Annotated in this window: 21 protein-coding genes and 1 riboswitch; of the genes, 11 read left to right on the forward strand and 10 right to left on the reverse strand. The window is 55.7% G+C overall.

Features of this window, described 5'->3' with window-relative positions; genetic code table 11:
* Positions 1-95: 95 nt before the first annotated feature.
* Positions 96-1610 carry a DUF3336 domain-containing protein gene (locus QVZ43_RS10715; protein ID WP_302909932.1) on the forward strand — a complete coding sequence of 505 codons (1515 nt, stop codon included), beginning with the start codon at positions 96-98 and terminating at the stop codon, positions 1608-1610.
* Between the two features lie 4 nt (positions 1611-1614).
* On the opposite strand, the gene QVZ43_RS10720 is transcribed toward QVZ43_RS10715, so the two are convergent.
* Genes QVZ43_RS10720 through QVZ43_RS10730 form a run of 3 tightly spaced genes read right to left on the reverse strand, consistent with a single transcriptional unit; the run spans position 1615 to position 3367 of the window.
* Entirely contained in the window at positions 1615-2181 is a 567-nt protein-coding gene (locus tag QVZ43_RS10720; protein WP_411722656.1) for an ATP-dependent zinc protease family protein, read from the reverse strand.
* Between the two features lie 44 nt (positions 2182-2225).
* Positions 2226-2801 carry an acyl carrier protein phosphodiesterase gene (locus QVZ43_RS10725; RefSeq protein ID WP_302909933.1) on the reverse strand — a complete coding sequence of 192 codons (576 nt, stop codon included), beginning with the start codon at positions 2799-2801 and terminating at the stop codon, positions 2226-2228.
* A gap of 26 nt (positions 2802-2827) precedes the next feature.
* Positions 2828-3367 carry an outer membrane beta-barrel protein gene (locus QVZ43_RS10730; protein WP_302909934.1) on the reverse strand — a complete coding sequence of 180 codons (540 nt, stop codon included), beginning with the start codon at positions 3365-3367 and terminating at the stop codon, positions 2828-2830.
* A 249-nt stretch (positions 3368-3616) separates the two neighbouring features.
* Between QVZ43_RS10730 and QVZ43_RS10735 the strand changes: the two genes are divergently transcribed.
* A complete protein-coding gene (locus QVZ43_RS10735) occupies positions 3617-5029 on the forward strand; it encodes a TrkH family potassium uptake protein (RefSeq protein WP_223793731.1) in 1413 nt (470 codons plus the stop codon).
* A 38-nt stretch (positions 5030-5067) separates the two neighbouring features.
* Here QVZ43_RS10735 and QVZ43_RS10740 read toward each other — a convergent pair whose 3' ends face one another.
* The 3 genes from QVZ43_RS10740 to QVZ43_RS10750 all read right to left on the reverse strand — a co-directional run bounded on the left by QVZ43_RS10740 (position 5068) and on the right by QVZ43_RS10750 (position 7520).
* On the reverse strand, positions 5068-5430 hold the full coding sequence (locus tag QVZ43_RS10740; protein WP_302909935.1) for a PilZ domain-containing protein: 363 nt from the start codon (positions 5428-5430) through the stop codon (positions 5068-5070).
* A gap of 198 nt (positions 5431-5628) precedes the next feature.
* Positions 5629-6294 (reverse strand): alpha/beta hydrolase, encoded by a 666-nt coding sequence (locus QVZ43_RS10745; RefSeq protein ID WP_223793553.1) that lies wholly within the window; start codon positions 6292-6294, stop codon positions 5629-5631.
* A 32-nt stretch (positions 6295-6326) separates the two neighbouring features.
* Entirely contained in the window at positions 6327-7520 is a 1194-nt protein-coding gene (locus tag QVZ43_RS10750; RefSeq protein ID WP_302909936.1) for a lysophospholipid acyltransferase family protein, read from the reverse strand.
* A gap of 231 nt (positions 7521-7751) precedes the next feature.
* Between QVZ43_RS10750 and recQ the strand changes: the two genes are divergently transcribed.
* Positions 7752-9617: a DNA helicase RecQ gene (recQ, locus tag QVZ43_RS10755; RefSeq protein WP_302910650.1), complete on the forward strand. Its 1866-nt coding sequence runs from the start codon at positions 7752-7754 to the stop codon at positions 9615-9617.
* An 18-nt stretch (positions 9618-9635) separates the two neighbouring features.
* Here recQ and QVZ43_RS10760 read toward each other — a convergent pair whose 3' ends face one another.
* Positions 9636-10190, reverse strand: a complete 555-nt coding sequence (locus QVZ43_RS10760) for a PaaI family thioesterase (protein ID WP_223793550.1) — start codon at positions 10188-10190, stop codon at positions 9636-9638.
* 267 nt (positions 10191-10457) lie between these two features.
* Here QVZ43_RS10760 and QVZ43_RS10765 point away from each other — a divergent pair, with 267 nt between their 5' ends.
* From QVZ43_RS10765 to selD, 4 genes are all read left to right on the forward strand, one after another.
* Positions 10458-11978 carry a bifunctional GNAT family N-acetyltransferase/carbon-nitrogen hydrolase family protein gene (locus QVZ43_RS10765; RefSeq protein ID WP_223793549.1) on the forward strand — a complete coding sequence of 507 codons (1521 nt, stop codon included), beginning with the start codon at positions 10458-10460 and terminating at the stop codon, positions 11976-11978.
* A gap of 172 nt (positions 11979-12150) precedes the next feature.
* Entirely contained in the window at positions 12151-12549 is a 399-nt protein-coding gene (locus QVZ43_RS10770; protein ID WP_223793548.1) for a hypothetical protein, read from the forward strand.
* Positions 12550-12592: 43 nt separating this feature from the next.
* Positions 12593-13234: a helix-hairpin-helix domain-containing protein gene (locus QVZ43_RS10775; protein WP_302909937.1), complete on the forward strand. Its 642-nt coding sequence runs from the start codon at positions 12593-12595 to the stop codon at positions 13232-13234.
* Positions 13234-15510, forward strand: coding sequence for a selenide, water dikinase SelD (selD, locus tag QVZ43_RS10780; protein WP_302909938.1), 2277 nt, complete (start codon positions 13234-13236; stop codon positions 15508-15510). Before QVZ43_RS10775 ends, selD begins: the two co-directional genes overlap by 1 nt.
* Positions 15511-15527: 17 nt before the next feature.
* Here selD and senB read toward each other — a convergent pair whose 3' ends face one another.
* Positions 15528-16508: a selenoneine biosynthesis selenosugar synthase SenB gene (senB, locus tag QVZ43_RS10785; RefSeq protein ID WP_302909939.1), complete on the reverse strand. Its 981-nt coding sequence runs from the start codon at positions 16506-16508 to the stop codon at positions 15528-15530.
* Positions 16509-16684: 176 nt separating this feature from the next.
* On the opposite strand from senB, the gene QVZ43_RS10790 reads away from it, so the two are divergent.
* From QVZ43_RS10790 to QVZ43_RS10800, 3 genes are read left to right on the forward strand one after another with little or no spacing between them, the layout of a single operon-like run.
* Positions 16685-17551, forward strand: coding sequence for a putative selenate ABC transporter substrate-binding protein (locus QVZ43_RS10790; RefSeq protein WP_302909940.1), 867 nt, complete (start codon positions 16685-16687; stop codon positions 17549-17551).
* Positions 17551-18201, forward strand: coding sequence for an ATP-binding cassette domain-containing protein (locus QVZ43_RS10795; RefSeq protein ID WP_302909941.1), 651 nt, complete (start codon positions 17551-17553; stop codon positions 18199-18201). Before QVZ43_RS10790 ends, QVZ43_RS10795 begins: the two co-directional genes overlap by 1 nt.
* 13 nt (positions 18202-18214) lie before the next feature.
* Positions 18215-19681, forward strand: a complete 1467-nt coding sequence (locus QVZ43_RS10800) for a PhnE/PtxC family ABC transporter permease (protein ID WP_302909942.1) — start codon at positions 18215-18217, stop codon at positions 19679-19681.
* A 54-nt stretch (positions 19682-19735) separates the two neighbouring features.
* On the opposite strand, the gene QVZ43_RS10805 is transcribed toward QVZ43_RS10800, so the two are convergent.
* Positions 19736-20404, reverse strand: a complete 669-nt coding sequence (locus QVZ43_RS10805) for a PEP-CTERM sorting domain-containing protein (RefSeq protein ID WP_302909943.1) — start codon at positions 20402-20404, stop codon at positions 19736-19738.
* Positions 20405-20435: 31 nt separating this feature from the next.
* Positions 20436-20510: riboswitch (cyclic di-GMP riboswitch) on the reverse strand.
* A 315-nt stretch (positions 20511-20825) separates the two neighbouring features.
* Here QVZ43_RS10805 and QVZ43_RS10810 point away from each other — a divergent pair.
* Positions 20826-21419 (forward strand): hypothetical protein, encoded by a 594-nt coding sequence (locus tag QVZ43_RS10810; protein ID WP_302909944.1) that lies wholly within the window; start codon positions 20826-20828, stop codon positions 21417-21419.
* Here QVZ43_RS10810 and QVZ43_RS10815 read toward each other — a convergent pair.
* The gene (locus tag QVZ43_RS10815) at positions 21416-21724 is read right to left on the reverse strand and encodes a hypothetical protein (RefSeq protein ID WP_302909945.1); all 309 of its coding nucleotides are present in this window, start codon (positions 21722-21724) and stop codon (positions 21416-21418) included. The two genes, QVZ43_RS10810 and QVZ43_RS10815, sit on opposite strands and share 4 nt — an antisense overlap.
* Positions 21725-21727: the final 3 nt, after the last annotated feature.

A 21727-nucleotide genomic window follows, 5' to 3' on the forward strand; every position in this document is an offset into this window, starting at 1 on the left:
ACAAGGCCCGTGGCGTACAGTAAGAACCACGCAACCAGACAGCCTCACTGTGGATACTGCTGTCCCGCTGATGAGGGATCACTCGGGACGCGCCCATGATCTCCCTGAGAATGCCAAGCGGTTTCTACCGGCAGGAATTACAGCGCACCATTCAGGCGGCCACCAGCTATGAGCAATGGCATGAAGCGGCCGTTTCGATCGATAAGCTTTCCGGCGCAGAAAGATGGCGCCAGAAAGACGAATCCGAGTACTACGACTACTGCGATATTCGCGCCCGCTACGAACAGCTGCGAACCCTCCTGAACGAGAATAACCACGAAGAGCTGCTGTACGTCCTCAATGAAGGCATCCATGGCAATATGAGCGGGATGGGTCGCCCGATCCTCTACAATTATGCGCTGACCGGCACCAAGCAGGTCATCGATGATTATGTCAGTGCCATTGCTGAAGCATTGCGGGTTTTGGCAAACGCGCCCGCCCGTAAGATCTCAATCCAGCAAAAGGTCGACTTCTTCCGTCGGGCCAGTCATTGCTACGGCCGGTCCTCCCTGATGCTGAGTGGCGGAGCCGGCCTGATTTATTTTCATCACGGTGTTGTCCAGACACTCATCGATCACGACCTTCTGCCTCATGTCATTTCGGGCGCCAGTGCCGGTGCCTGGGTATCGGCACTTCTGACCAAGTACACCGATGAAGAATTGAAATCCGGGATACTCGAGCGCTATCGCTATGAGATGCCAGTGCTGCTGAACCCGTTGAAAGTACTGGCGGGCATGGAGCCGGGAGTGACACCGCTGACCGTAAAGCAGAGTGCGATGGATGGCATTGATAATGATATGACCTTTCAGGAAGCATACGAGCACACCGGGCGCTACATCAATATCTCCATCGCGCCAGCGGAAAAGCATCAGAATTCGAGGCTGATGAACGCCATTACCTCGCCTAACGTCTATATCCGCTCCGCCATTGATGCTTCAGGGAGCATTCCCGGCGTCGTGCCTCCCGTCACGCTGTATGCCAAGGGTGCAAACGGCCGACCCAAACCCTATTTGCCAACCCGCAAATGGGTGGATGGTTCGTTTGCAGAAGATCTACCAGCCAAGCGATTGTCCCGGCTGTTTGGTGTGAATCACTACGTGGTTAGTATGATCAACCCCATAGCTGTGCCGTTCGTCAGCGATCCCAAAATCCGGTCGCCGTCCGCGCTGCGCGCCCTCGCGGGCGGGCTGATGGTCGACGGTGCCGCTGACTTGCTGGCCCAACTGGAAAAATATCTCACCCGTTTCGGGGCATCTTTTATCAGTCCTGCCGTCCTGCTCGCCCACGGCGTTCTTACACAGACCTATACCGGCGATGTAAACATCATCCTGGACAAGAAGCATTTCCTATGGCGCAACGTGTTGTTCAGTTATCACACCGATGAGGAGATTGAGCGCCTTATTCTGGCGGGAAAGCGCAGCACGTGGCCACGACTCGCCATGATTCGTAACGCGGCCCTGATTGGGAGGGAATTGGACGATATCCTGGAAATGCTGGATGCCCGGGAATTTGGAGAAACGGACACCGGACGGCCTCGCCGGCATTTGACGTTGCCATCCGTGTCCTTCTAGCGTTTTACTGCACTTTGACTTCGGCTTCCTCGATGTCCAGCTTCGCTATCTCTTCAAGCGTGCTGTATTCGCACTCTTTCTGTGCGATGAAGCTATTGGCGGAATCCGTCAGGATATTGTCATCCCGCATGAAACGACGACCCAGCAGCACCGGGTAGGAAAAGTTGCCCCTGTCGGTCAACGAAAACTGGGTTTCATGAATGGTTCCTGCAATGCAGAAGTCCATCCGAACGACATGGCGCCGCTGAGATTCTGCGCCCTTGCGCTTGATTCGAATGGTTCGGTGAATCGGCCGCTCGAATTCAAGCACCACTTCATCATGCTCGATTTTTCCCTTGGTTGGCTGATCTTCATGATCTCCAAGGGGTAGCTGAAAGCGAACCCACTTTTCGTCGTTGCGGGTGAATTCCTCTACATTGGTGGCGTGGAGGGAGGAGGTCTTGGCGCCCGTGTCCAGGCGGGCCTTCAGCCGCACGCCTGTATCATTCATGACCACCCACTCGACGAAACCGAGGGTTTCGGGGATGCGCTCTGGAGACTGCTTGCTTTCCTCGGCGTGCACATACGCCATCGGGGCAGTGCCCAGAAGCAATGATGACAGAATAGCCAGAACTTTCATTCAAATTCTCCTGCAATACGTTGTAATTCAGGGAAAAAAATGAGAAATCGTGACTCAAGCTCCGTCTCGTTTGCCTTGATTTCTTCAATCACTCCACTGAAACGGTTCGGGAAACGTATACGCTCCGAAATCCGATCCAGTGCATAACCTATGCGATCCAGATCCCGATACGCACCGAACCAATCCTGTCTGACCATTCGTTCGGTAACGGCGCGCATGGACGCTGGCATCACTTCCCCGTGAGATTCCAGCTCACGATACACGCGGGCAATAAAGCTATCAGGATCGTCCTCACTGAAACATTGCCAGTGTCTTAACAGAAAGTGATCGTACAGCACGTCCAGAGCAATGCCGGCGAACCGTCGTCGCATTGGCGAAAAGCAGCGTTTGCTCGCCCGCACTTCGGTATGCTGGTCCGTATAGGCGTCCACCCTCAGATGGTGGCGAACGCCCCGGTGGACCTCGTCCGGCAGCCCCGCCAGATCGATGCCCTGAGCAAAATCACCGAGAATGCTACCGACCCGCGCCTCCGGCGAGTCCGGGGCCAAAAACAAGTGGGCCAGATGGTTCACGCTCGCTCCAGACGGACGAACCGGCCTCAGAAACTGAACTGAAATCCAAGCCCCAATCCGTCCACGGTTACATCGTTATCGTCATAATAACGCATATACTCCAGGTTTCCGGATAAGTAAGAGGCGAAATCCACATTGAGCCCGACACCGTAGGATACGTCGCTTTCATCTTCGGTCGAGGTGCCCAGCGGCCCATCCGCCTCTATTTCCACCCGCGTAAAGCCGATGGCGGCATAAGGCGTTAATGGCGATTCGTTGGCCATCTGGAAGGTGCCATAGGCACCGTAGAAGTTGTCGAGGGAATAATCGAACAGCCCAACCCGATCGTCATCCACCCCGAAACCGGCCCGGGCCTCAAAGCCAATAAAAGGGGTAAGCATTGCACCGGCCTTGCCTGACAAGGTGCCCACATCGGCATCGGCAGAGCCAACATCCAGACCCACAAAGGTGTAGTTGAGCCCGGCAAAAACACTTCCACCTCCGGACTTGTATATGTCCTGAGCGTTTGCCTGGCTGGCCAGAAGGCCGCCGACCAAGGCGATAACGAAAAACCGAGAACCGTTCATGGCGTGATCTCCGCTGAAGAGGATTTACTGCCACAATGTACGTTGCACCAAGCCAGGATGGAATTCCAGCCTTGTTTGCCGGGCTGGCGATGAAATTTTGCTCATCTAATGAGAGGTTTATCTCCCGATTCCGGGAGCGGCTTCCTTGCGGATCCACGCACCCACAGGTATTCTGACGCCGTCTCTCGTTGCGGCTGGCTTGAGCGTTCCTTGAAAAACCTGAATCCCGTCATTTTTATACTTAGCGTCATGTTCGTGCTGCTCAGCATTTTCATGACCTTGCCCGTATTCCTGCTGCTTGGCTCGGGAGCCCCGAACTCTCTGGCTTTCGTCGAATCTGCGGCCATCGTTTGTGGGTTGGGTGTCCTCGGCATCGTCAGCACCTATCGCCAGTCGAGGGACCTCAAGCCCAGATACATGTTCGTACTGACGGTCTCCAGCTGGTTCATTATCGCCCTGTTTTCCTCCCTGCCGTTCTACCTCAGCGACGCCGGAATATCCGCAGCCGATGCGTTTTTCGAAGGTACGTCCGGTATCACAACCACCGGGGCCACAGTGCTGAGCGGGCTGGACTCCATGGACCGGGATCTACTTCTCTGGCGCTCAATCCTGCAGTGGATCGGAGGTATCGGGATCATCGGCATGTTCGTTGCCGTGCTGCCACTGTTGCGGGTGGGAGGTATGCGACTCTTCGCCACCGAATCCTCGGAGTGGACGGACAAGGCCCTTCCACGAATGAAAACCCTCAGCCGGGGCCTTCTTTTCGTCTACGTTCTGTTTTCCGTGATAGCGGTGGTTACCTACTGGCTCTCTGGCATGACCCTGTTTGATGCGTTCAACCACGGACTTACCAGTATCGCCACCGGGGGCTTCTCCACGTCTGACCAGTCAATGGGGAAATTCAGTGATTTGATCCTCATGGAAGCCACGCTCTTCATGGTGATAGGTAGCCTGCCATTCTTCCTGTTCGTACGGGAAATGCATGGCCAGCGCGGGGTCCTGTTCCGGGATCAGCAGGTACGACTATTCCTGACGATTCTTATGGTGGTACCGGCAGCCATGACACTTTACCGGTGGGCTGTCTCGCCGGTACCGTTTGACCCTCTGCACAACTACGCAGCCACCCTGTTCAACATCACATCGATTGTGACCACCACAGGTTACGCGTCCGAGGATTATTCGGCCTGGGGCCCATTGGCGTTCGTTATGTTCTTCTTCCTGATGTTTGTCGGAGGATGTTCCGGCTCCACCGCCGGTGGCATGAAGATTTTTCGCTTCCAGTTGTCGCTGATTGTTCTGCGCGAGCAGTTCATGCGCCTGCTTCACCCGCGCGCGGTTTTGACGCGCAACTACAACGGCCGAACGGTCAGCGATGAAATCATCTCGTCCATGATCGCCTACACGTTCATCTTCCTGTTGTGTCTGCTGCTGATCACCGTCGCGCTCGCCGCCATGCAGCTGGACTTTGTGACCGCATTGTCCGGCGCACTGTCTTCGCTAACGAACGTGGGTCCGGGACTGGGTGACATCATTGGCCCCGCCGGCAACTTCGGCCCCCTGCCCGATGCAGCCAAATGGGTGCTGTCCGTTGGTATGCTGATGGGGCGACTGGAAATACTGAGCGTAATTATCGTGCTTTCACCCACATTCTGGCGTAGCTAGATAGGCACAGTATCCTCCGGCAAAGGCAGGTCCGAAGGTCAGTTGAAATGCTGGCGCAGGACGGAAAAGTAGGCGCTGGGTAAGTGGTGCTGCTGGAGCCATTTGAGCAGGTAGGAAATGGTAAAAGTGTCGTTGCCGGCACTCTCAAATTCTACACCAAGTCCCTTGTCTGTTTTTCGCACCACCCGGGCCACAAGGCGCCGAAAAGACCGCTCGTCCCGCTTGGGAAACCTGAATTCCAGCTCGACGGTTTCATCAATATCGGCTCCAGCGTACTCCGTAGCCAGGAAAAGGCCACTTCTGGAGGCATCCCGAATCTGCCCAGTTGCCACGGGCATTCCCCGCTTATACAACAGTGATCCGAGCCTGCCCGGTACGCGCTTGCTGAGCCGGTGCTCCATGTGTTCCCCCTGTGTACTGACAAGTAACGCTTATACCGCTATTTTTGTCGGCAGTCGTTGCCTGCCTCTTTATCGCACAGCCCGATACTGATCAAAAAACACACTCTCGTCATCTTAATCTTCGTTAAAGTGGCTGCCAAGCCTTTTGATGCCCGGCTGGAGTGTCGGGGAATTCTGCAAATTGCTGCGGCGGAGGACTTACGCGAGCAGTGCATGACTCCGGATAAATCGTCCAATATCCTGCACTTCCTCAAGGCACACACTGTGCTCCATGGGATAGGTTTTGTATTCCGGCTCGAACCCCATCGCCTTAAACGTCTCTACCGCCTTAACGCCAAGTGACTCAGGGACCACCGGGTCAAAGGTGCCGTGATAGACGTTGATCGGGATATTGCAGTTCGCGTCAGACGGCTGGATGCTTTTCGCGGTGGCAAAATAGGTGGAAAGGCCCAGAACACCTGCCAGCCGCTCCGGGAATGTCAGTGCGACCTGATAGGCCACCGCCCCACCCTGGGAAAATCCGGCAATCACAATCTTGCTGGCGGGAATGCCCCGATCAATTTCACGATTCACCAGTTCGCCAACCGCTTCTGCCGAAGCGAGTAATTGCTCGGTGTCGATAACCCGGTCGATATCCATGGCCTTGATATCGTACCAGGCGGGCATCACCATTCCGCCATTCACGGTCACCGGAATAGCTGGTGCATGGGGAAAAATAAACCGAACAGCCGCCCCGTCCGGCAATCCCAGCTCCGGAATCACAGGCTCAAAGTCGTGCCCGCTTGCACCCAGCCCATGAAGCCAGATGACCGAAACGGTAGGCTCCGGAGCCGTTTCGATTTCAAGATACTCAAGTGCTGACATCAAACGTCTCCAAAATCGGGTTTCAAGTGCGTTTAACTGGTCTCGTGTATCCCGGCCGCTGCGACCAGCGCCTTGCTTACCGGGTTGGCATACATGTCCAGGAGATAGGGCTGAATGGCCGGGTCCGCAGCCTCGATCCGACGCTCCATTTCCGCTTGGGCGGCCTCCATATCGGCCGGGGACCACGCGTCTGCCGTTACCACCTCCTCGCTGACCTTGCCCGGCGTTTCGTGTGTCTGCGGATGAATTCCCCGCTTCTGGTACGCCACCAGATTGGACGGATGCAGGTGGTAATTGGCGTGCATTTCACGATCGATGCGTGCGGCAAGTTCCTTCGGCGTGTCCGGCGAATCCTGGATGGGGCTGCCAAAATGCACATGCACGTGCCCCTTGTAACCGGTGAGCCCTTTCATAATCTGTTCGGTGTCTTCCCCTTCAGCTTTGGTATAGCTGCCGGTTCTCGCCCGGATTTCCAGAGTGCGCGCCTTATCTGCATCGCACGGATCGTATTCATAGGCAATGGAAACAGGAACAATGTGAAGACGGTTCATGGCGTCAGCAAAAGACTGCCCGCTTTTCTTTTTGCTCATGTAGAACATCTTGATAATGGCCGGATCCGTAAGATCCAGCCCATCCTTGGCCCGTCCTTCTCTCTGGGCAATCCAGATGCTGTGATTGGTATCAATGCTGTGGTTGATAAAGCCAGAGAGTGTCAGGTAGGCGTCCCGCATCTCCCGCGGGCTGCTGACGCCACGGCGGACCACAAAGCTCTTGTTCAGTCGCATCATTTCCGCAAACACGCGGTTGGACAGCAGGTTGTCGCCAATGGCGATACGAGTGGTGTGAAAGCCGTTTTGATAAAGAAGGTAGTTGACCACCATCGGGTCAAACACAATATCCCGGTGGTTGGAAATGAACAAATGCGCAGAATTCTTGCTGAGATTCTCCAGGCCGCTTACGGTCACGCGGCTGGTGGTTCCATGGACCAGCTCGTCCACGTATTTCGCAAGAGCCACCTGAAGGTCGTCAACCCGTCTGAAATGACCGAAATGACTGGACAGCCAGCGACGGGTAAAAATCCTCAATACCGCTGGCGCCAAGCGTGCAAATGTCGGTGCCTTGAATCGTCCGATCATGTCCAGGAAGCCGGAATCACTGATCAGGCGCTGGATGGCGGGCCCCGCCTCCTCGTCAGAATAGGGGCGGATGGCGTCAAATTCCTGCATGCAAACCCTGTTATTGTTAGTCGCTTACCGAAAAAGCACTCGCGCGTCGCTCAGTTGCCACGCGCAAAATGGCCCGTATTGTAGCCTTTCCCGGGCATTTTTGTCTCTCCGTGAAGATGCTCCGTAAGTCGGTAGTGGTCAATTCTGGTATGATTCGTCGCCGTCGCACCCGCGATGGCTCACAGCAGAGATTATCCACGCCCGGAAACTGGCCGCACCCTTGGTTACCATATGCAATATCACACGCCCTTTGAACAGCTTTCTGATCAGCGTCCTTCACCACTGAGGTCTGATCCGGAAAAAGTGCTCAGGGATGTGTTTGGTTATGAGGCATTTCGCCCACTACAGGGCGACATCATAGCCGAGGTCGTAGCCGGCAGGGATGCTCTGGTGCTGATGCCCACCGGCGGCGGAAAATCCCTCTGCTACCAGGTCCCGGCGCTCGTCCGGCCCGGCACGGCGATCGTCATCTCTCCGTTGATTGCGCTGATGCAGGATCAGGTGGCTGCCCTGGAAGAGCTTGGCGTGAAGGCCGCCTTCCTCAACTCCACCATGGACTTTGAACAGGCACGCGCCACTGAACAGGCGCTACTGACCGGCGAACTGGATTTGCTTTACTGCGCTCCGGAGCGGCTGACCCAGCCCCGGACACTGGATTTGTTGCACAAGGCCACGCTCTCCCTGTTTGCGATCGACGAGGCCCACTGTGTGTCCCAGTGGGGGCATGATTTCCGGTCAGACTACCTTCAGCTCGGCCTGCTGGCCGAAGAGTTCCCGGATGTCCCACGCATTGCCCTGACAGCGACCGCAGACGAACGAACCCGAACGGAAATTGCAGAGCGCCTGTCGCTGAACGAAGCCCGGCACTTCGTGAGCGGATTCGATCGCCCGAACATTCAGTACCGGATTACCGCAAAAACAAACGCCAACAAACAGTTATTGGACTTCATCAAAGCGGAACATGAAGGCGACTGCGGCATTGTCTACTGCCTATCCCGCAACAAAGTGGAGGCAACCGCGCGCCTGCTTACCGATCAGGGGTTTACCGCGCTGCCCTACCACGCCGGCCTGTCGCCAGAAGATCGCGCGCACCATCAAGACCGGTTTCTGCGGGAAGACGGCATCATCATCGTGGCGACCATTGCCTTCGGCATGGGTATCGACAAGCCCGATGTACGGTTTGTCGCCCACCTTGATCTACCGAAAAGCCTTGAAGCCTACTACCAGGAAACCGGTCGCGCAGGACGTGATGGCAAACCCTCCACCGCGTGGATGGTTTACGGATTGCAGGACGTCATCAAGCTCCGGCAGATGCTCGAGGCCTCACAGGGCAATGATCATTTCAAGCGGGTTGAGCGCCAGAAACTGGATGCGATGCTGGGTCTCTGCGAGGTCACGAAGTGCCGCCGACAGGTTCTGCTGAGTTATTTTGGCGACCAACTGGAAGAGCCCTGCGGCAACTGCGATACCTGCCTGACCCCTCCCGAAACCTGGGATGGTACCGTCGCGGTACAAAAGGCCCTGTCATGCGTGTACCGCACCGGCCAGCGATACGGTGTCACCTACCTGATCGATGTACTGCGCGGTTCAGACAACGAACGCCTTCGACAGTCGGGCCATCACGCCATTTCCACCTTCGGAATCGGTACCGACTTGTCCGCCAACGACTGGAAATCGGTCTTCCGCCAACTGGTAGCCAACGGTTTCCTGAGGGCCGACCCGGAAGGCTTCGGCTCCCTCCAGCTGACCGAGCAATGCCGACCGCTTCTCAAAGGCGAGCAGGCCATCAGGCTGCGCAAAGATCCGGTGTTGAAAAAAGTCCGTTACCGGGCGGCCTCCTCCCGTCGTTCCGCGGCCCTGGATTCAATCTCCGACCAAACAGGCTGGGAAGCGCTGCGGGCGTGCCGGAAATCACTTGCCGAGCAGCAAGGGGTGCCGCCCTACGTCATCTTCCACGACGCCACCTTGCTGGAAATGCTGGAACGGAAGCCAAGCTCACTGGAGGCAATGGCGGACGTCCAGGGTGTCGGGGCTGCCAAGCTTGAAAAGTACGGAGCAGCATTCCTAGAAGCCCTGAAAGAGACTCAATCCAGCTGAGTCTGGTGAGGCCTACTCTCAATCCGCCGGACTGAAGCCTTTCTTTTTGACCCGATAGTGAGCCACCGAGGTGGCCACGTGGTTGCCCTGCTCATCGTGCATGTGCCCTTCCAGCGTAAATTTGGCCCTGCCCGTCGCATCGGCGTCGGACAGGATGGACTGCAAGGTCTCGGGTGGCAGGGAGAACTCCACCGTCACATCGGAATTGGCGGGCTTCAGAAACTGAAGAGTCATTTCCTTGAGAATGGGTGTGTAGGCAGGACCAAGATCGAAAAGGGTAAGCACGCCTCCCGGTATTTCCGCCACCACGAAGTAGGCACCGGCGTACAGGCTGCCAAAATGGTTTTTGTTGCCTTTGAGACGGATCTTCGCTCGAACATAGCCCGGTCCCAACTCCTCCACGCTGAAGCGGTTACGGGTAGCAAACGGGATAAGTGTGCCGATCAGTTTGTTAACCGCAGCATAGCTGCCGGTCTTTCGCACCCAGGCTAAGGGGCTCGCGAGGGTTGCACTGGCATCGGTTTTTACAATCCACTTGCCAGTGGTTTCAATAAAAGAGTCAATCATGGCCATCACGTTATTCCCGTCTATCGATCTTATGTGCTCAGCTGGAGCTGTGGCGTGTGGGCAGAATAAGGTCATTTGAAAAAGGCGGCAACCGTGTGTTCCTCGCGTACAGTGCCACACGATAACCTTTACGATACGCCTTTTAGTGCTTACGCCCAGGCTCCTGTTTCTCAATCGGGCGAAGTCTCCAGGCTTGTCTGTTAGACTTTTCTGGCCTATGAGAAAAGTAGCTTTCAACCATCCACCCAAAAGCGGACACGGGAGCTGTAACGAATGGCGCATGAAGAGCTTCACCTCAACTTACGCAACCTTGCCGTAGAGGACTACGACCAGCTTCGGGCACTGATGGACAGCATCTACGATGACATCGGTGGTGCCTGGCCGAAGGACACGATAAAAGCACTGGTTGAACAGTTCCCCGATGGCCAGATCTGCATTGAAGACAGCGGGCAGCTCATTGCGGTAGCCCTGACGGTGTGCGTCAAATACGAGCGTTTCAGTAACCCCCACACCTACGATGACCTCATCCTGCGCAACGAGAAAATCCTGCATAACCCGAAAGGCGATTCCCTGTACGGACTGGATGTCTTTATCCATCCCAAATACCGGGGCTATCGTCTCGGGCGAAGGCTTTACGAGGCTCGGAAGGAATTGTGTCGCTCAATGAATCTGCGGGCGATTCTGGCTGGTGGGAGAATCCCGAATTACTACAAGTACTCGGATCAATATACGCCAGCCGAATACATCCAACGGGTCGATCGGAAGGAAATCTACGATCCTATCCTGACATTCCAGCTCTCAAACGATTTCCAGGTTACCCGGCTCATGCACAAGTATCTGCCGGAGGATAAGAAATCCCTTGGCTACGCCACACTGTTGGAATGGCGGAATATACTTTACACCCCACCATCGGCGGTACTGGACACCAAAAAAACACAGGTGCGATTGGGCGCTGTTCAGTGGCAAATGCGTGAATTCAGCTCGGTCGAAGAAGTGCTTAAGCAGGTCGAGTACTTCGTGGACGCACTTTCCGACTACAAGAGCGACTTCGCCCTGTTTCCGGAATTCTTCAACGCGCCGCTCATGGGGCTGACGGACCAGATGGACCAGACCCGCGCCATTCGCTTCCTCGCTGGTTTCACCGATCAGTTCCGGGAGCAAATGTCCGAAATGGCGGTGAGTCACAACATCAATATCATCACCGGCTCCATGCCCCTGCTGGAGGACGAGCGTCTCTACAACGTCTCCTATCTCTGCCATCGGGATGGCCGGGTTGATGAGCAACGCAAGATCCACATCACGCCCCATGAACGCCGGGACTGGGTTATCGAGGGTGGTAACGACTTCCAGGTATTCGAAAGCGACGCAGGCCGGGTGGCGATCATGATTTGCTACGACATCGAGTTTCCCGAACTGGGGCGCATCGCAGCCAGCCAGGGTGTCGACATCATCATGGTGCCCTTCTGGACAGACACTAAAAACGGTTACCTTCGTGTCCGTCAGTGCGCCCAGGCCCGGGCCATCGAAAACGAGTGCTATGTGGTCATTACCGGCAGCGTGGGCAACCTGCCCAAGGTAGAAAATCTGGATGTTCAGTACGCCCAGTCCTCCGTTTTCTCGCCCTCGGACTTCGCCTTCCCCCACGATGCAGTCATGGCAGAAACGACCCCGAACACGGAAATGATTATGTTCTCTGACATGGATCTGGAGAAGCTCAAACTGGTCCGGGCCGAAGGCTCAGTAACCAACCTCAAGGACCGGCGGGTTGATCTGTACGAACTGCTGAAGAAATAAGTCAGTCACCAGGCACCGGCGCCCTCAGGTAACAAATCGCCTGAGGGCGCCGCGCTAGGCTACTGAAGAAATTGCCAAACATGTCTTCAATGGCTATTGTTTAGGCAAGCTCGCCCGAATGCCCCCGGCGTTAGGCTGTAGTCGATAGGGATATCACCAGAGATCAATATTCATGAGCGAACCTCTACCAGACCTCATCGCACGATTCCAGATAAAGCAAGGCTTCTTCCGTAAGGAACTGGTGGAGGCCGGCGTGTATAGCCTAGATTCGTATGGATGCGTGATGAAAACAGACAAGATATTCAATCCGGGCGATACCCTTGTGCTTGATCTGGTCATGGATATGCCGTTTGACGAGATTCGTGCAGAAGGCATCACGGGCCTGATCACCGAAAAAAGAAAGCACTGTAGCAATTTCTTCTATTCAATTGATTTTTCAGGACCTGTTACGGACGATAGCTCGCCGACCTCCGAAAAGCTCCGCCGTATTCGCGACGTACTTTCCAAGAAGCAATCTCTTAAATCCAGGCGTTCGCCCGGATCGGTGTCGGGTGTGCGTCAATCAGCCTGAACCTCTCTTAATCATAACTTTCTCATGTGCAAGGAGACTCTGAATGGGCAAGAAAGCCAAGCCGAGCGTCGACAAGGTCGTTAACAAGGTCAACAAGGAATTCGAGAAAGCCTCATCCCAGATCGAGGACCTGTTTAATGACGCCCTCAAGCAATTTGATACCCTGCAACAGCAAGTGCAGGAGCCAGTGCGCAAACTGCTGAAAGAAGCGGAAGAACTTCGTGAACGGGAAATGAAGCGGGTCTACGAAGAATTCGACCGGCGCCTGAATGAGTTCCGGGAGATGCAGGACGCGATCATGGAACGCTTCGGTGTCGCCTCGAAAAAGGCAGAGAAGAAAGCCAAAGCCGGGAAAAAGGAACTTGAGTCCGCAGCGAAGAAGGCCACCAAGCAGGCCAAGGGTAAGCCGGCAGCTTCGCCGAAGAAACCTGCCCCCGCCAAGAAGCCTGCGCGGAGTAAAGCACCAGCCAAGCCAGCGGCCGCCAAGTCCAAACCAGTCAACAAGAGCGATCTGACGGCCATCAAGGGGATTGGCCCTGCCACCGCCAAGAAAATGAAGGATGCAGGTATCACCTCCATTGAGCAGATTGCGAATCCGAGCGCGGCAGATCAGGAAAAACTTCAGGCATTTTCCAGCGTAAAAGGTTTTGACCAGTTCGGTGCTGAAGCCAAGAAACTGCTCTGATGCGTACAGCCGACCAACCTGTCCTGCGGGATATTGTCCTGGTAGGCGGTGGGCACAGTCACGTCGGTGTTCTGAAGCGGTTCGCCATGAACCCGGTTCCCGGCGTGCGTCTCACCCTCATCTGCCGGGACACCCATACGCCCTATTCCGGAATGTTGCCCGGCTACGTGGCGGGCCATTACACATACGATGACGTTCATATTGATCTGAGCCGGCTTGCGGAATACGCCGGCGCTCGCTTTTACCGGGATGAAGCCATTGGTATCGACCGGGACCAACAGCTGGTCATCTGCAAAAACCGGCCGGACGTCCCCTACGACATCCTTTCGATCAACATCGGTTCGTCGCCCCGGGTTCAGGATGTTGAGGGCGCTTCGGAGCATGCAGTTCCCGTGAAGCCCATCACCGGCTTTAACAACCGGTGGCTGAGCCTCCTGTCCCGAATCGAAAATCACGACGGGCCGCTGACCGTGGCGGTTGTGGGCGCAGGCGCCGGAGGGGTGGAGCTGACTCTGGCGATGCAGTTCCGGCTGAGGCAGGAACTGCGTCAAAGGGGCAAGGATCCGGCCGAATTGCACTTCCACCTCTTCGACGCCAACCAGGAAATATTACCCACCCACAATCCGAAAGTACGTGCGGTGTTTGAGCGAACACTGTCAGAACGTGGGATAAAAACCCATCTCGGGTCCCCGGTTGAACGCCTGTCGGAGGGCGTACTGGTAACCGGTTCCGGCGAAACACTGCAGGTGGATGAGGTGCTCTGGGTAACCCGTGCCTCTGGCCCGCATTGGCTCGAGAGCACCGGCCTTGCTCTGGATGAAGGTCTGTTTATCCGGGTCCGCGATACCCTTCAGACTGAAAACGATGACAACATCTTTGCGGTGGGTGACATTGCCAATGTCATTAACCACCCCCGAGAAAAGGCCGGTGTTTTCGCCGTACGCCAGGGCCCTCCTTTGGCCGAAAATCTCAAGCGACTGGCGCTGGGTAAAGCACCCAAGCCATTCAGGCCCCAGAAAAAATGGCTCGCGTTGATCAGTACGGGCGATAAGTTCGCGGTTGCCTCCCGGGGGGACACCGAGTTGCACGGACGCTTGGTATGGCGCTGGAAGGACTCGATCGATCGCCGGTTCATGAAGAAGTTCAACGATCTCCCCAGGATGGCGGAAGACACTGCCTTGCCCGACACCTCGGCTGCCCAGAACCCCGAAGAAGCCTCCCAGGCCATCTCGGCCGTGGCCATGCGTTGTGGCGGTTGCGGCGCCAAGGTCGGGAGTACCGTGCTCTCGCAAGCCCTCGGTGAGCTTCGTCCCATCGAACGGGACGATATCCTCGTTGGGCTTCATGCGCCGGATGATGCCGCCGTTCTGAACGTCCCGCCCGGCAAGGCCGTTGTGCACACCGTCGATTTTTTCAGGGCTTTTATCGACGACCCTTATGTCTTTGGTCGCGTGGCAGCCAATCACAGTCTTGGCGACGTATTCGCCATGGGGGCTGAGGCCCAGAGCGCGACGGCCGTGGCAACCGTACCTTACGGCATAGAATCAAAAGTGAAGGACGTGGTTTTTCAGATGATGTCCGGCGCGGTGGAGGTTCTTAACGAAGCCGGCTGTGCGCTGGTTGGCGGCCATACCGGTGAAGGCAAGGAGCTGGCTCTGGGCTTTGCCGTCAACGGCCTGATCGACCCGGAAAAGGTCATGAGCAAGGGCGGACTTCAGGCCGGGGATGCACTGATACTCACCAAACCGCTCGGAACCGGTACCCTGTTTGCAGCCCACATGCGGCTGGCCGCCAAAGGCCGCTGGATCGACAGTGCGCTTGCCTCCATGATGCACTCCAACAAGGCGGCCGCAGAATGCCTTCAGCGTTATGGGTCTCGGGCGTGTACCGACGTAACCGGGTTTGGACTGTTGGGACACCTGATTGAAATGACCCGGCCGTCTGGAGTGGATGCGGAACTGAACCTGTCATCCCTGCCCATCCTTCCGGGCGCAGAGGAAACCGCTGCTGCAGGCATTCTCAGCTCCCTTCAGCCTGCCAATATCCGGCTGCGCCGGGGTATCCGGGATCAGGAGAAATGGGTGAAACACCCCCGCTATCCACTGGTTTTCGACCCGCAAACAGCAGGCGGACTTCTGGCCAGTGTAGCGGCGGATCAGGCGGAGGCTTGTGTGCGGGAACTGCGGGCCTTGGGCTACCCCCACACCGCCATTATCGGCCGCGTTCTCCCCCAGGACCCGGAAGGTCCTCTCGAGCCGATTACCCTCCGGGAATAAATCGAACTGCAGTGGGTTTACTCGCCGAGGGCTTTGCGGCGCCGGACAGCGACGTCCAGCGCCTGCAGCAAGCCTGCCTGTTCTCGCTCGGGGGTAAATGTTGGGGACACCTGCGCCACCTGCTCGGTCAGCCGCTGCAGGTACGCGGGGTCGTTTTCCGCGCGCTCTAGAAGCTGTGCCAGAGCACGTTCATCCTTCGGAGCAAAGTAGCCCTCATAGCCGTCCCCGAGCAGGCCCCGGTTGCCAGGGATATCAGAGGCGAGGATCGGCAAGCCAGCGCGACACGCCTCCGACACCACATTGGCACCACCTTCCATCACGGAACTGATGACCATGATATCTGCGGTCCTTAACAGGTCTGCCGTTTCGTTTCGTCCCAGCTCCCCAAGCCAGCGAAAGCGCGGATTCGCTTGCATCTCGCCTTCGGCGTCGGCCTGCCATGCTTTGTTGTGGGGTTTCCCGGCACACAGAATCTGAACCTGGGATGCCGAAGGTAACAACCTTGCGGCCTTCGCAGCCCTCAGCGAATCCTTTTCGTCCCGGAGGTGTCCGAGGACGCAGGCTGTGAAGTGCCCGTTCGTAACTGGCGCTTTCGATCGTTCAATTTTGTCTGCAGACTGGTAGACAGTGACCAGCTTCGACCTGAATGGTTCGGGGATGTCCTGGTAAACGAGATGATGCAGGCCAATAAGTACGTCCGAGGCTGCCATCGATGCCCTTGAGGGAATCGGAAATTCGTGCTGATGGTGATAAATGTCGGTTCCGGTCAGGGCCAGAATCAGCGGCACTTCGGGCCTCATGCGCCGGAGGACTTGTATCGCGTCGTGGCTCCGCCAGGCATGCAGGGCGATACACACATCACAGCGCTCCCCGTTGTAATCAGTGGCTATCCTCACGTTGTGGCCTGCGCATTGAAGGAGCCGGGTCCAGCGTTCAGCCGTGGCCCGATTACCCGCCCGCGAGCCAGGCGGCGCTGGCGTGATCACGATGATGTCCATCAAACCCTCATCTCACAGTTCAATGCAAATCTCTGAAATGGCTGGGGTTGAGCCAATGGCAGACGAGCCCCGTATAGCTGTTCAGAGTCGTATTTAATCAAGGTATCCTATGCGGGCCGGGATGTCTTGCGCTATGGTTGTTTTTGATCCATCCACACCTAACACAGGGAATTCAAATGACTTTTAAGCCAATAAGGACGTTGCTTTCGTCGGTCGCCCTCACCCTTGCCTTCAACACCGCCTCCGCTGAAACGTTTGTTTTTACAGCCATTCCGGATGAGGATGAAACCAAACTGGTCGAACGCTTCGAGGGTATTGCGAACTACCTGTCCGAGGAGCTCGATGCCGACGTCAGGTACATCCCGGTCAAATCCTATGCCGCAGCCGTTTCGGCGTTCCGTAACAATCAGGTCCAACTGGCGTGGTTCGGTGGCTTGTCGGGAGTTCAGGCGAGATCACTCGTACCCGGTTCGCAGGCAATCGCGCAAGGTACTGAAGACCAGGCCTTTTATGTCTATTTTGTTGCCCATTCGAGCACTGGCCTGGAGCGTGAAGACAGCCTGCCAGAAGACGTTCGAGGCAAGACCTTCACCTTCGGATCAAAAGGCTCGACGTCTGGCCGATTGATTCCTGAGTACCATATCCGGGAAACCTTTGGAGAGGCACCCGAGGAGGTCTTTTCCCGGGTCGGCTACAGCGGCAACCATACTCGCACCCTTCGCCTGGTCGAGTCCGGTACCTATGAAGTGGGCGCAATGAACTTCGCGGTCTGGGAAAAAGAGCTCGAGGATGGAAACATTGATACCGACGCGGTGAAGGTCATCTGGAAAACACCTGGTTTCCCCAATTACCAGTGGAGCATCCGTGGCGACGTGGATGAAAACTACGGCGAAGGATTTACCGACCGGGTCCGTGAGGCCCTTCTTGCACTCGATGACCCTGAGTTGCTTGAGAGCTTCCCACGCTCTGCCTTTATTCCCGCTTCAAACGATGACTATGAGCCGATTCGCAGCGTAGCAAAAGAAATCGGAATCATTGATTGATGGCAGGCTTTGATCTCTCAGGCCTGACGGCCTCTTTTGGGGGTGAGCGGGTTATCGGCCCCCTCACCCTCAACGTTAAGGAAGGAGATCAGGTCGCTCTCGTTGGAAAAAGCGGGGCAGGAAAATCCACGTTGATCCGGCTCATCCACCAGAGGGTGGATCGGGAGTCGTCTCTGGTACCCCAGGACCTGGGCCTGGTGAATGCGCTTCCGGTTTTCCATAACGTGTTTATGGGCCAGCTGGACAAGCATGCCACCTGGTACAACACCGTCACGCTTGTAAGACCGTTCAAACAGGATCGAAAACAGGTTCTGGAACTGCTGGACGCTCTGAGAATGTCAGAGAAACTCTGGATACCCACAGCATCGTTATCTGGCGGACAGCGCCAACGTGTGGCCATCGCCAGAGCCCTGTATCGCAACGCCCCCGTTTTACTTGCTGATGAGCCCATTTCTGCACTGGACGGCCCCATGGCACATCTTGTCATGCAATTGCTGACAGACCGCTTCAACACCAGTGTTATCGCCATGCACGATGTAAACATGGCAATGAAGTACTGCAACCGGATAGTTGGCATCCAGGATGGGCAGGTTGCCCTAGACGAGCCTGCGGACCAGTTGGTTGCTTCAGACATTATGTCGCTGTACTAGGACTCATTCCGCGATGCTCTCGTACCCTACGGTTCGCACCAGCCTTATTTTTCTCGCGATCGCGCTTGTAGGACTCCTGTTTGCGGATATTGCGATCACTGCAAACAACCCGTGGAGGGATCTCGGCAACTTTTTCCTGGGCGTACTCACGCCGAACTTTTTCAGCAGCGAAGGGCTTCTTACCGCATTGTTGCGAACCGTGGCCTTTGCCTTTGTCGGGGTGACGGTTGGGGGTATCTGCGGATTTCTTCTGGCCCTGATCTACCGTTTTCTGCCGGTGCGAATTTTTTGCGCGTTCATCAGGGCAATTCACGAGCTATTCTGGGCCCTCATTTTTCTGCAGTTTTTCGGCTTCCACCCGCTGACGGGTGTGCTTGCGATCGCGATACCCTATTCCGGCATCTTCGCCAAGGTGTACTCCGAGATTCTCGAGGAAGCCGATCCGGAACCAGGCCGGCTCCTACCGCCGGGCACCAGAACCATCGCGGCATTCCTGTACACCAAAATCCCTGATTGCTGGGCTCAGTTAAGAACCTATACCGCTTATCGTCTTGAATGCGGGCTTCGCTCGAGCGCTATTCTTGGCTTCGTAGGTTTGCCTACTCTGGGGTTCTATCTTGAAACGTCTTTTTCGCAGGGTATGTACTCCGATGCCGGTGCGATGCTTATCCTGTTTTATGTGTTGATCGCCACGATCCCTCTCTGGGTCCGGCCAAAACTCCTGCCCATCTACGTGCTGGGCGCACCGTTCTTCCTTGGCGATGGTCTGCCCATTGTCTGGGGCAATGTAGAACGCTTCTTTACCGAGGACATCATTCCCAGCCCTATTCGCGATGGAGAGGGTTTGGCTGGCCTTATGCCCTGGCTCGGCGACCTCTTTGCCAATGAAGCTCTGCCGGGAATATGGAATACCATTGTCCTCACGCAGATCGCATTGGTTGCCACGGGCATCCTCGCGCTTCTCTCCTTTCCACTGATATCCAACCATTTTGGCGGACCGATACGGCGGACCGCTGGGCACGTCTTCCTCGTTATTGCCCGTTCGACGCCGGAATACATCCTGGCCTACATTCTTCTCCAGCTCTGGGGGCCATCCATGCTTCCTGCGGCGGTAGCCCTGGCACTCCACAATGGAGCGATCATCGGCCATTTGATTGGCCGACAAACCAACACCATTACCCTGCGCTCAGACGCCGTAACGGGGTTCAAGCGTTACACATGGGAACTGGTACCAAGGGTCTACCGGTCTTTTCTCGCGTTTCTGTTCTACCGCTGGGAAATCATCATGCGGGAAACAGCAATACTGGGGATTCTGGGGATCTATACCCTGGGATTTTATGTCGACAGTGCGATACAGCACATTCAGTTTGATCGGGCTATGGTCCTGATTCTGATCACCGCTTTACTGAATATTGGTGTAGACGCGCTTGGCCGTTTCATCCGCCGGAAACTGGCGTTACAAACCATGCCGACGTGCTGATCGGGCACAAAAAAGCCGGGAAAAGTCCCGGCTTTTTTCGTGCTGGCAGAAGTATTACTTCTGACGACGAGCTCGTGAGGCGCCGAAGCCCAACAACCCAACTCCCAGGAGTGCGAGGGTTGAGGGTTCCGGAACGGAAACCTCAAATTGCTGATACACTCTTCCCGCCTGATCTTCCAGTACCAGAACGTTGGTCGTGTTATATTCACTACCGAGGTAGATTCCAGTAGACGGTACGCCGGGGTCATCAATAATACCGTCAAGCCCAGCAAACAAGCTGGATCCCAGAGAAAACTGGAGCAACTCAATGCCACCGGCGAGCGTGAAGTCGAAACCATCCACGCCGCCAGTGTTATTCGTAGCAGCTACCCAAGTCAGCGACTGGAACAGATCCCACGGGTTCTCAGGATAGAGGTTGTCCTCGTGAGGTCCTGAACTCTCAAACAAATACTCGCTGTAGGAGTCGCGGGTGCTGTTTGAGAATTGAAGGGAACCAAACCAATCAATTCCATCTTCGCCAGGCGCGTACGCAGTGCCGGGTGCTGTCCAGCGAACGGACCAGCTGCTGGTATCATTCTCATCATTCCAGATGTAATAGCCTGCCCCCATATTGAGGTCAAGCTCCCCAACTGCAGTAGTGTCACCAGTATACTGAGGCGTTGCGAAAGCAGCGCTTGCTGAAGCTGCAAACACAAACCCAAGTGCCGTTTTCTTCAAGTTCATCCGTGTTTCTCCATGAAGGCGATAATGCTTCCTTTGCAACCCGGCTATCTCCCAGAGACCCGCGGCTTTCCGTCCCATCCTCTCGGATGGTTTGGCTACTACGATGGCGTCCAACACCATCTCCGTTTTATCATGCTATTACCATGCCACCTGGTCCAAAGCCGCTCGTGCAGGGGGTCTCGCATCTTTATAGAAATGCGGTGTAAACATTTTCGACGCATTATGTATTTTATTTGATGCAACCCGTTAAAAATCCCGGCATCTTTATTGGCTCGGCCCTTGCGGCTTCGCTAAAAAATACTCGCTTCCCCTATTCCTTTGACTGGCATCACAGAAAAATCAATCCGATCAATAATTTGGCTCAAACTGCTAAATTTCATGACCGGCATGAAATTACATTTAGCTACAATTGGCGCGTGCTATGAATCAACTTGAGGAAGTCAACGGAATGACTGGTAGCGTAATTGTTGTAACCGAAATAGCGCTGGTAGCACTGCTACTGCTGATGGCCTTTCGCATGCTTGCCCTGGTACGTTCAGCCCCAGTCGCAGAGTCGGCCTGGACCAACGAGATTTTCCACAACGCTCCCTACTCTTCGCCGCTCATTAAGCAGCCTTTGATGGCGGCTGACCGTGCCAATCTTACCTCCAAGCTGCACGTACTGGCGGCCCTGCAGAATCGTGATAGCAGAATCAAAGCGTTATCAATAAAGGATGCACCGGCCATGGTCCGAGGCTTCGCTGCCTCGTGGCTATACGGCGCAGCGATTTCACTCTGTGAGCCAAGGGTACGTTATTCGGATGAACTGATTGATCTGGTGGCCCACATTGGAGAGCTGAAATTTGGAATTGAGGAGCAGGAGACCTACACGGCAGTGGCAACGCTGACCGAAAACGGTACTGCCCTCGCCGGCTATCGTGGAGGGCTGGAAGGAGCAAAGTTCTGGCAACGCCATCATTACGTCTCGCCAGAATTCAGCCTTTACGGAGTATTGACGAACAACGCGTTCATCTAAGCGGGCTGGGAGGATTTGGCTTCCAGAATCCATTCGACGCCGAGTGAAACCGGCTGTACGCTGTCTGGGGTTTCTGCGGGGGCGCCCGTGATCACCGGCTTGGTGAATCCCCCGTCCTCTGAATGCTTCATGGTGTCCACATCACCTGAGCGCACCACGTAGGTCTTATCACCGCAAGCGACCCGCACCCGATGGGTCAGACCGAACACAAAGCGGCAGTAATCCAGTTTCAACTGGAGTAAATCCTGCTCTGCCTTGTAGATCTTTCTTAACAGAACCTGCTGAACGCTCTTCCCATAGTCCATAGT

This window comes from Marinobacter suaedae (genome assembly GCF_030519635.1).
Classification (GTDB): Bacteria; Pseudomonadota; Gammaproteobacteria; order Pseudomonadales; family Oleiphilaceae; genus Marinobacter; species Marinobacter suaedae.

What these genes read in the sequence shown, in the direction of transcription:
- QVZ43_RS10765 (WP_223793549.1), top strand. Translation starts at nt 10,458, where the DNA reads ATGGCGCATGAAGAGCTTCACCTCAACTTACGCAACCTTGCCGTAGAG.
- QVZ43_RS10760 (WP_223793550.1), bottom strand. Translation starts at nt 10,190, where the DNA reads ATGGCCATGATTGACTCTTTTATTGAAACCACTGGCAAGTGGATTGTA.
- QVZ43_RS10740 (WP_302909935.1), bottom strand. Translation starts at nt 5,430, where the DNA reads ATGGAGCACCGGCTCAGCAAGCGCGTACCGGGCAGGCTCGGATCACTG.
- QVZ43_RS10745 (WP_223793553.1), bottom strand. Translation starts at nt 6,294, where the DNA reads ATGTCAGCACTTGAGTATCTTGAAATCGAAACGGCTCCGGAGCCTACC.
- QVZ43_RS10715 (WP_302909932.1), top strand. Translation starts at nt 96, where the DNA reads ATGATCTCCCTGAGAATGCCAAGCGGTTTCTACCGGCAGGAATTACAG.
- QVZ43_RS10795 (WP_302909941.1), top strand. Translation starts at nt 17,551, where the DNA reads ATGGCAGGCTTTGATCTCTCAGGCCTGACGGCCTCTTTTGGGGGTGAG.
- QVZ43_RS10805 (WP_302909943.1), bottom strand. Translation starts at nt 20,404, where the DNA reads ATGAACTTGAAGAAAACGGCACTTGGGTTTGTGTTTGCAGCTTCAGCA.
- recQ (WP_302910650.1), top strand. Translation starts at nt 7,752, where the DNA reads ATGCAATATCACACGCCCTTTGAACAGCTTTCTGATCAGCGTCCTTCA.
- QVZ43_RS10790 (WP_302909940.1), top strand. Translation starts at nt 16,685, where the DNA reads ATGACTTTTAAGCCAATAAGGACGTTGCTTTCGTCGGTCGCCCTCACC.
- selD (WP_302909938.1), top strand. Translation starts at nt 13,234, where the DNA reads ATGCGTACAGCCGACCAACCTGTCCTGCGGGATATTGTCCTGGTAGGC.
- QVZ43_RS10800 (WP_302909942.1), top strand. Translation starts at nt 18,215, where the DNA reads ATGCTCTCGTACCCTACGGTTCGCACCAGCCTTATTTTTCTCGCGATC.
- QVZ43_RS10720 (WP_411722656.1), bottom strand. Translation starts at nt 2,181, where the DNA reads ATGGCGTATGTGCACGCCGAGGAAAGCAAGCAGTCTCCAGAGCGCATC.
- QVZ43_RS10775 (WP_302909937.1), top strand. Translation starts at nt 12,593, where the DNA reads ATGGGCAAGAAAGCCAAGCCGAGCGTCGACAAGGTCGTTAACAAGGTC.
- QVZ43_RS10730 (WP_302909934.1), bottom strand. Translation starts at nt 3,367, where the DNA reads ATGAACGGTTCTCGGTTTTTCGTTATCGCCTTGGTCGGCGGCCTTCTG.
- QVZ43_RS10770 (WP_223793548.1), top strand. Translation starts at nt 12,151, where the DNA reads ATGAGCGAACCTCTACCAGACCTCATCGCACGATTCCAGATAAAGCAA.
- QVZ43_RS10735 (WP_223793731.1), top strand. Translation starts at nt 3,617, where the DNA reads ATGTTCGTGCTGCTCAGCATTTTCATGACCTTGCCCGTATTCCTGCTG.
- QVZ43_RS10810 (WP_302909944.1), top strand. Translation starts at nt 20,826, where the DNA reads ATGAATCAACTTGAGGAAGTCAACGGAATGACTGGTAGCGTAATTGTT.
- senB (WP_302909939.1), bottom strand. Translation starts at nt 16,508, where the DNA reads ATGGACATCATCGTGATCACGCCAGCGCCGCCTGGCTCGCGGGCGGGT.
- QVZ43_RS10815 (WP_302909945.1), bottom strand. Translation starts at nt 21,724, where the DNA reads ATGGACTATGGGAAGAGCGTTCAGCAGGTTCTGTTAAGAAAGATCTAC.
- QVZ43_RS10750 (WP_302909936.1), bottom strand. Translation starts at nt 7,520, where the DNA reads ATGCAGGAATTTGACGCCATCCGCCCCTATTCTGACGAGGAGGCGGGG.